The organism is Enterobacter cloacae complex sp. P38RS (genome assembly GCF_014930775.1).
Classification (GTDB): domain Bacteria; phylum Pseudomonadota; class Gammaproteobacteria; order Enterobacterales; family Enterobacteriaceae; genus Enterobacter; species Enterobacter bugandensis.
Map to the genome: position 1 here is coordinate 125,808 of NZ_JADBRS010000018.1, position 6,506 is coordinate 132,313.

6 protein-coding genes are annotated in these 6,506 nt (G+C 53.5%); 2 read left to right on the forward strand and 4 right to left on the reverse strand.

The window, feature by feature from the left end:
* The first annotated feature begins 58 nt into the window (after positions 1–58).
* Complete coding sequence (gene mltD, locus IM303_RS19145; protein WP_041911175.1) at positions 59–1,423, forward strand: murein transglycosylase D; 1,365 nt, start codon at positions 59–61, stop codon at positions 1,421–1,423.
* 52 nt (positions 1,424–1,475) lie between these two features.
* Here the strand turns inward: mltD and IM303_RS19150 are convergent, their stop codons facing one another.
* From IM303_RS19150 to IM303_RS19160, 3 genes are all read right to left on the reverse strand, one after another.
* The gene (locus tag IM303_RS19150) at positions 1,476–2,249 is read right to left on the reverse strand and encodes a class I SAM-dependent methyltransferase (RefSeq protein ID WP_192986375.1); all 774 of its coding nucleotides are present in this window, start codon (positions 2,247–2,249) and stop codon (positions 1,476–1,478) included.
* A 75-nt stretch (positions 2,250–2,324) separates the two neighbouring features.
* A complete protein-coding gene (locus IM303_RS19155) occupies positions 2,325–3,125 on the reverse strand; it encodes an endonuclease/exonuclease/phosphatase family protein (RefSeq protein ID WP_028015605.1) in 801 nt (266 codons plus the stop codon).
* Between the two features lie 136 nt (positions 3,126–3,261).
* On the reverse strand, positions 3,262–4,437 hold the full coding sequence (locus IM303_RS19160; protein ID WP_126327425.1) for an MFS transporter: 1,176 nt from the start codon (positions 4,435–4,437) through the stop codon (positions 3,262–3,264).
* A 104-nt stretch (positions 4,438–4,541) separates the two neighbouring features.
* Between IM303_RS19160 and yafC the strand changes: the two genes are divergently transcribed.
* Positions 4,542–5,447, forward strand: a complete 906-nt coding sequence (yafC, locus tag IM303_RS19165) for a DNA-binding transcriptional regulator YafC (protein WP_028015603.1) — start codon at positions 4,542–4,544, stop codon at positions 5,445–5,447.
* A 28-nt stretch (positions 5,448–5,475) separates the two neighbouring features.
* Here the strand turns inward: yafC and dkgB are convergent, their stop codons facing one another.
* Positions 5,476–6,279 carry a 2,5-didehydrogluconate reductase DkgB gene (dkgB, locus tag IM303_RS19170; protein ID WP_193360173.1) on the reverse strand — a complete coding sequence of 268 codons (804 nt, stop codon included), beginning with the start codon at positions 6,277–6,279 and terminating at the stop codon, positions 5,476–5,478.
* Positions 6,280–6,506 lie beyond the last annotated feature (227 nt).

Here is a 6,506-nt window from a genome sequence, read left to right on the forward strand (position 1 = left end):
CCTTTTCAAAATTTCGCCGTTATCATCGCTCGTCTTTTAAGCAACTATTGACACACACATGAAGGCAAAAGCGATATTACTCGCCTCTGTCCTGCTTGTAGGTTGCCAGTCGCAGAACGGCAGCAACGTACAACAGCACGCACAGAGCCTTTCTGCAGCTGGTCAAGGGGAAGCAGGGAAGTTTACAAGTTCGGCGCGCTGGATGGACGATGGGACATCTTTCGCGCAGGAGCAAGACTTGTGGACCTCTATTGGCGACGAGCTAAAGATGGGAATTCCGGAAAACAGCCGGATTCGCGAACAGAAACAGAAGTATTTAAGAAATAAGAGCTATCTCCACGATGTAACGTTACGGGCAGAGCCGTATATGTACTGGATAGCCGGGCAAGTTAAAAAACGTAACATGCCTATGGAGCTGGTACTCCTACCCATAGTGGAGAGCGCTTTTGACCCACACGCGACGTCTGGCGCCAATGCCGCAGGCATTTGGCAGATCATTCCGAGCACCGGGCGAAACTATGGTCTGAAACAGACCCGCAACTATGATGCGCGTCGCGATGTTGTCGCTTCAACGACAGCCGCTCTCGACATGATGCAACGTCTGAACAAGATGTTTGACGGCGACTGGCTGTTAACGGTCGCAGCGTATAATAGTGGCGAAGGTCGTGTACTGAAGGCAATGAAAGCGAATAAAGCACGGGGTAAATCCACCGATTTTTGGTCGCTCTCACTGCCACAGGAAACGAAGATTTACGTACCGAAGATGCTGGCCTTGAGCGATATTCTCAAGAACAGCAAGCGTTACGGTGTACAACTGCCAACACCAGACGAAAGTCGTGCACTGGCGCGCGTTCGCCTCAGCAATCCGGTTGATATTCAACAAGTTGCTGATATGACGGGTATGTCGGTAAGTAAATTGAAAACCTTTAATGCAGGCGTTAAAGGCTCGACGCTGGGGGCAAGCGGCCCGCAGTATGTGATGGTTCCGCAGAAACATGCGGCGCAGTTACGTGAGTCTTTAGCATCGGGTGAAATTGCCGCCGTTCAGTCAACGCTGATCGCCGATGCTTCATCCGTTAGCAGCCGCAGCTATAAGGTGCGTTCAGGGGATACCCTTTCAGGCATTGCCTCACGTCTTGGCGTGACGGCGAAAGATCTGCAGCAGTGGAATAATCTGCGCAGCTCTGGGCTGAAGGTGGGTCAGACACTGACGGTGGGTGCAGGTAACAGCGCACAGCGTCTCGCCAGCAACAGCGATAGCATCACCTATCGCGTGCGCAAAGGCGATTCACTGTCCAGTATCGCAAAACGACACGGCGTGAACATCAAAGATGTGATGCGCTGGAATAATGATACTGACAATCTGAAACCGGGCGACCAGCTGACGCTGTTTGTAAAGAACAGCGCCACGCCAGACTCCTGATAACACGATCGAAAGATAAAAAGGCACCGATTCCCCTCGGTGCCTTTTTTGTTTATCCCGCTTTTTGCGCTTCCGCCATGATGGTATCGCTGGTAAATGAGCCATCCGCCTGCAGTTCAAAGTACGCCTTCACCTCTGCGGACGCACTCTCCTGGTAAAGCCTAATTGCCTGGCTTAACGCCTCCGGGGTACGCATACGGGCTATCCAGGAGCTGAACTCCAGCGGTAAACGGTCTGTTATTAACGAACGCGCTATCAGCCCGGCTTCAGTGATAAACGATAACCACTCTCCGCTGGCGTAGTTTTGCACGTGCGAGGTGTCGCGCAGCGCTTCGACCGTTTGCAGCCAGATATTACGCACCGGATGTCCGGGAGACATCACGTCCATAATGATGAAGGTGCCCCCCGGCTTCAGAACACGTCTGACTTCGCGCAATGCCTGGCCGACGTCATGCCAGTGGTGTGCGGAATACCGGCTGATCGCGACATCAAACGACGCGTCATCAAACGGTAAAGACTCCGCATAGCCCTGCCGCGTATCAATATTGTTCAGCCCTTTCGCTTTCGCCGCCTCAGCAACGACGTCCAGCATCTGGCTCGATAAATCATATGCGATAACGTGGGCTACCTGCTGCGCAGCCGTAAAGCTGGCGTGCCCTGCCCCACATCCCAGGTCCAGCACGTGCGCCTGCGGGAATGCCGCCAGACGTTCACCGAGACGCACCAGATCGCGACCTGAAGCATGCACGGCGCTGCTCAGATAAGCACTTGCCTGAGAACCAAACTGTTTTTCTACGTTGTCATGATGGGAGTGTGTTGTTGTCATCGTACTGTCCTTTGTTGGTTAAAAATAAAAGGGCAGCACCCGCGCGGCCTGCCCCACGGCAGACCTGACACACCATTATTTATCAGGTTTGCCGGGACTGAATTCAACGAGTAGAGGGTTGTGATCCGAAGCGCGCGTCACCAGTACAGAGGCGTCGTGCACGCTCAAACCGCGATAGAAGACAAAGTCGAGAGGACGACCAAAAGCTTTTTTACGCTGGTCATCACTGAAGCGAACTTCACGCAGCGACATTTCGCGCGCAAAGCGATACAGCGCATTCATGCGTGGACGGCTCCAGGCATTAAAATCGCCTGCCATGATGATGGGCCCGCTGTGATGCGCAATCTGATCGCCAATAGGAAGTAACTGCTTACTATACACGTCCACGCCGAGGCTAAAGTTTACCGCGTGGATATTGACGACCATCAGCATACGGGTATCCGGCAGAGGATAGACCGTCACCAGCGCTGATTTCGCCAGACGCAGGATAGGTTCGCGCTCGCGGAGCGGGCAACAGTAGACCGGATGGGCAGCAGAAAGCGTCATTACGCCAGAGGGATGCTGCGGCAGGACAAATGCCGGCACCTGGTCGGCGGCAAGGTAATTCGTGGTGGCAAACCGTACCAGTTCAGGGGTAGTTTGCGCCTCCTGGAGCAGAACCAGGTGAGCATCTTTTCCAAAATTTTTGAGTACCGATAACCACTCCGCGCGCTGCTGCTTGAAGATATTCCAGACCAGAACCCGGATTTTATCATCGCTGCTTAACGGTGTGCCGGCGGGTAATGCCTGGCTTATGCTCGCAAACGACCCCGGAGGTAAGATCCTCTCCGCGGGCATTCCGGCAACATAACGCATGGCATAGGTATTTTTTCGCACTTTTGGAAACAGCCCCTGTAACATGAACCAGCCCTGAAAACGGACTGGTTCTAATGTTATAGGGACTTTAGGTCACACTTTCAACGCAATTTCTGAGAAACCGCTTTCCAGTTTTGTAAGCAAGCACTTACTGATGTTATCCCAGCGCTACGCGGGCTGGCTTATCGAGGCGTCCACTCAGGCCAATCAGCAGGAAGGCGACCAGGACAATCACCGCGCCAATCCATGGGGTCTGGGTTAATCCGAAGTGTTCGACGGTTTGTCCGCCAATAATGGAGCCCAGCGCGATACCAATATTAAAAGCGGCAATATTCAGACCGGATGCCACATCCACCGCATTCGGCGTATAGAGCTCGGCTTTCTGGACAACGTAAACCTGAAGCCCTGGCACATTACCGAAGGCGAAGATCCCCATCACAAGTACCGTGACCAGCGCGGCGTATTGCATTGAAGCCGTGAACTGGAAAATTATCAGCAGAACCACCAGGGCGGCGAAGATAAATTTCAGCGCCGGTACCGCACCATGCTTATCCGCAAGCTTACCGCCCCAGATATTGCCAATGGCCACAGAAATACCGTATCCCAGCAAAATCCAGCTCACGGCATTCGGGGAGAAGCCCGCCAGGTCCTGCATCATCGGTGCCAGGAAGGTGAAGGCAGTGAATACGCCGCCATAGCCCAGAGCCGTAACCGCATAGATGATAAGCAAACGCGGATGAGTAAGCACTTTCAGCTGATCGCGCAGGCTGGCGCTCGCCCGGCCCGGGATATTCGACGGTACCAGCAGCAGGCTAGTCACCAGAGCGATAACGCCCAGTAAGGAGACGGCCAGAAACGTTTCACGCCAGCCGAAATGCTGTCCGATAAACGTTCCCAACGGTACGCCTGTGACCAGTGCGACGGTCAATCCACCGAACATGATCGCGATCGCTGAAGCCGCTTTCTCTTTGGGGACCAGGCTGGTTGCAATGGTGGAACCAATCGAGAAGAACACGCCGTGTGCCAGACCGGTCAGCAGGCGGGCAATCACCAGCGTGGTGTAGTCCGGTGCCTGCCAGGCCAGAACGTTCCCGGCGGTAAACAGCACCATCAGCGCGACTAACAGCTGCTTACGCGGAAAACGTCCGGTCAGGGCCGTCAGCACCGGCGCGCCGACGGCAACGCCCAGGGCGTAGATAGACACCAGTAACCCGGCTGAGGGCAGCGAGATGGCAAGCTGGTTAGCGATGGTGGGAACCAGTCCCACGATAACAAATTCGGTCGTGCCAATTGCAAAGGCACTGATCGTCAGGGCAAGTAGCGCCAGTGGCATAAAATACTCCGTATCATCAGGATTAAGATGACAGGCAGTATGCGCCAGTGCTTAAATAACAAAAATGGTCAAAATATCAATAGAATTTTGCAGGTGGTGCAACAATGAAAGCTACGTCTGAAGAGCTGACAATCTTTGTCGCCGTCGTCGAAAGCGGCAGCTTTAGCCGCGCAGCCGAGCAGCTGGGACAGGCTAACTCGGCCATTAGCCGTTCGGTGAAAAAGCTGGAGATGAAGCTTGGGGTGAGTCTGCTCAACCGAACGACGCGGCAGCTCAGTCTGACGGAAGAAGGGGAACGTTATTTCCGCCGCGTGCAGTCGGTGCTGCAGGAGATGGCCGCAGCGGAGACGGAGATTATGGAAACCCGCAGCACGCCGCGCGGGTTGCTGCGCATTGATGCTGCCACGCCGGTTGTGCTTCATTTTCTGATGCCGTTAATCAAACCTTTCCGTGAACGCTATCCGGAGATGACGCTCTCTCTGGTCTCGTCCGAGACGTTTATTAACCTCATCGAGCGGAAAGTGGATGTGGCTATTCGGGCGGGAACCCTGACGGATTCCAGCCTGCGGGCCCGCCCGCTGTTTGCCAGCTACCGTAAAATTATCGCGTCGCCACAGTATATTGCTGAACATGGTAAACCGGAGACGGTTGAAGAACTGAAGCAGCATCTGTGCCTGGGCTTTACGGAGCCGGTGTCGCTGAACACCTGGCCTGTTGCCTGTCATGATGGCCAGCTTCATGAAATTACCTGCGGGTTATCGTCTAACAGCGGAGAAACGCTGAAGCAGCTTTGCCTGGAAGGGAATGGGATCGCCTGCTTGTCAGACTATATGATTGATAAAGAGATAGCGCGGGGTGAACTGGTAGAGCTAATGGCCGATAAACGTTTGCCGGTAGAGATGCCTTTCAGCGCGGTTTATTACAGCGACAGAGCGGTAAGCACGCGCATACGCGCCTTTATCGACTTCCTGAGCGAGCATATAAAAACAGCTCCCGGAGGAGCTGTGTGAGGGTTCGGGTTACAGAGGGAGGGTCTTATTAATCCCAGTCAGGGGCTAAACCTTCCGGGCTCACCAGGCGGTCGTTGCACTCCAGTGCTGCGATCGCTTTTTTATCATCGTCATCCAGATGAAGATCCAGCGCTAGCAGGTTGCTGGCCAGGTTTTCGCGCTTGGTTGATGATGGGATCACGGCATAGCCTTCACCCATTGCCCATGCCAGAATAACCTGCGCAGCAGTCGCGTTATGTTTCTCTGCGATACGGATAATTACCTCGTCTTTCAGAGCCTTACCGTAGGCCAGCGTCATGTAAGAGGTAATATGGATCCCGTGCTGTTTTGCCCAGTCCACGACTTTGCGGTTTTGCAGGTATGGAGACAGCTCGATCTGGTTGGTCGCAATATTCTCAGCGCCAACAGCGGCAATCGCCTTTTCCATCAGCGGGATGGTGAAGTTGGAAATACCAATTTCACGGGTCAGGCCCTGCTTTTTCGCTTCCAACAGCGCCTGCATGAACTCTTCCACAGAAACGGCATCGTTCGGTGACGGCCAGTGGATCAGCGTCAGATCGACATAGTCGGTACGCAGTTTCTTCAGGCTCTCTTTCAGGCTTGGAATGAGCTTGTCTTTGCTGAGGTTTTCGATCCAGATTTTGGTGGTGATGAACAGTTTATTACGCGGTACACCGCTCTCTTCAAGAGCCTGTCCAACGGCAGCTTCGTTTTCATAGATCTGTGCCGTATCAATTGCGCGATAGCCAAGTTCAAGAGCGGTTTTAACTGATGCGATAACTACGTCGTCTTTCAGGCGGAAAGTGCCCAGACCAAATGCAGGGAGAGTCATAATATTCCTCAATCGTTATGTTCGTTAACTGAGGACGATTATCGCTGGCGGTGTTATAGAGAAAAAGATCGTAAAACGCAGAGGATTTTTGCTAATTTCGCAATAATTAATCGTCAGATATGAAAAAAGCCCTGAGCGTTAACTCAGGGCTTTTAATAAGTGGCGGAACGGACGGGACTCGAACCCGCGACCCCCTGCGTGACAGGCAGGTATTCTAACCGACTGAA

Excerpts from the sequence above, each read along its gene's own strand:
- mltD (WP_041911175.1), top strand. The coding sequence starts at position 59 with ATGAAGGCAAAAGCGATATTACTCGCCTCTGTCCTGCTTGTAGGTTGC.
- yafC (WP_028015603.1), top strand. The coding sequence starts at position 4,542 with ATGAAAGCTACGTCTGAAGAGCTGACAATCTTTGTCGCCGTCGTCGAA.
- dkgB (WP_193360173.1), bottom strand. The coding sequence starts at position 6,279 with ATGACTCTCCCTGCATTTGGTCTGGGCACTTTCCGCCTGAAAGACGAC.
- IM303_RS19150 (WP_192986375.1), bottom strand. The coding sequence starts at position 2,249 with ATGACAACAACACACTCCCATCATGACAACGTAGAAAAACAGTTTGGT.
- IM303_RS19160 (WP_126327425.1), bottom strand. The coding sequence starts at position 4,437 with ATGCCACTGGCGCTACTTGCCCTGACGATCAGTGCCTTTGCAATTGGC.